We start from the raw sequence: 1006 nt of genomic DNA, 5'->3' as shown, positions 1-1006 counted from the left end.
GGTCGACACGCTGGAGAGCGGCAAGTAAGCCGGCCAGCCTGAAAGATGCTGCTAAGGGCGCCTTCGGGCGCCCTTTCGCATTTCAGGCGCGCGCTATGCCGCGCACCCCGAGAGAGCCCATCAAGCGCGGCCAGAACGCTCTTGCGCCAGCGCGCGCTATCGGGCAAACCGACCTCCTATTTGCGTTCTGCCGCTCCGGGGTCACATGTCCGCAACGATTTCGCCGCTCGCACCGAAGAAATATCCCAAGATGCCGGTCATCGAGGGCGTGCGCATCGCTACCGCCGAGGCCGGGATCAAATATCGCAATCGCACCGATCTGCTTGCCATGGTCTTCGATCCCGGAACGGCGGTCGCCGGTGTCTTCACCAAGTCGAAATGCCCCTCGGCGCCGGTCGACTACTGCCGCCAGAACCTGTCCGCCGGCAAGGCGCGTGTGCTGGTGGTGAATTCCGGCACTGCCAAAGCCTTCACCGGCAAGAAGGGCCGCGCTTCGACGGCTTTGACCGGCGAGGCGGCGGCGAAGGCCGCCGGATGCTCCGAGAGCGAAGTGTTCCTGGCCTCGACCGGCGTTATCGGCGAGCCGCTCGACACCAACAAATTCAGCCATCTGCTCGCCGGCCTGGTGAAGGACGGCAAGCCGGACCTGTGGACCGAGGCGGCGAAGGCCATCATGACCACGGACACCTATCCGAAGGTGGCGTCCCAGACGGTGAAGCTCGGCGACGCCGACGTCACCATCAACGGCATCGCCAAGGGCGCCGGCATGATCGCGCCCGATATGGCCACGATGCTCTCCTTTATCGCCACCGACGCGCCGATCGCAGCCCCGGTGCTGCAGGATCTGTTGTCGCGCGGCACGGCAAAGACCTTCAACGCGGTCACCGTCGACAGCGACACCTCGACTAGCGACACGCTGCTCTTCTTCGCCACCGGCAAGGCTGGTTCGCGTGGCGCGCCCAAGATCAGCGACCCGAAAGATGCGCGGCTCGGCGCCTTCCGCCGC

General features: G+C 65.6%; 1 protein-coding gene. It reads left to right on the top strand.

Annotated features, from left to right (window positions below; translation table 11 throughout):
• Positions 1–205: 205 nt before the first annotated feature.
• Positions 206–1006 (top strand): bifunctional ornithine acetyltransferase/N-acetylglutamate synthase (locus EOA60_RS34565; protein ID WP_206628411.1); only part of this gene is annotated, 801 nt, incomplete at its 3' end.

Source organism: Mesorhizobium sp. M1A.F.Ca.IN.020.06.1.1, from assembly GCF_004023265.1.
Lineage (GTDB): Bacteria > Pseudomonadota > Alphaproteobacteria > Rhizobiales > Rhizobiaceae > Mesorhizobium.
This window is presented reverse-complemented; position numbering and strand designations above follow the sequence as displayed.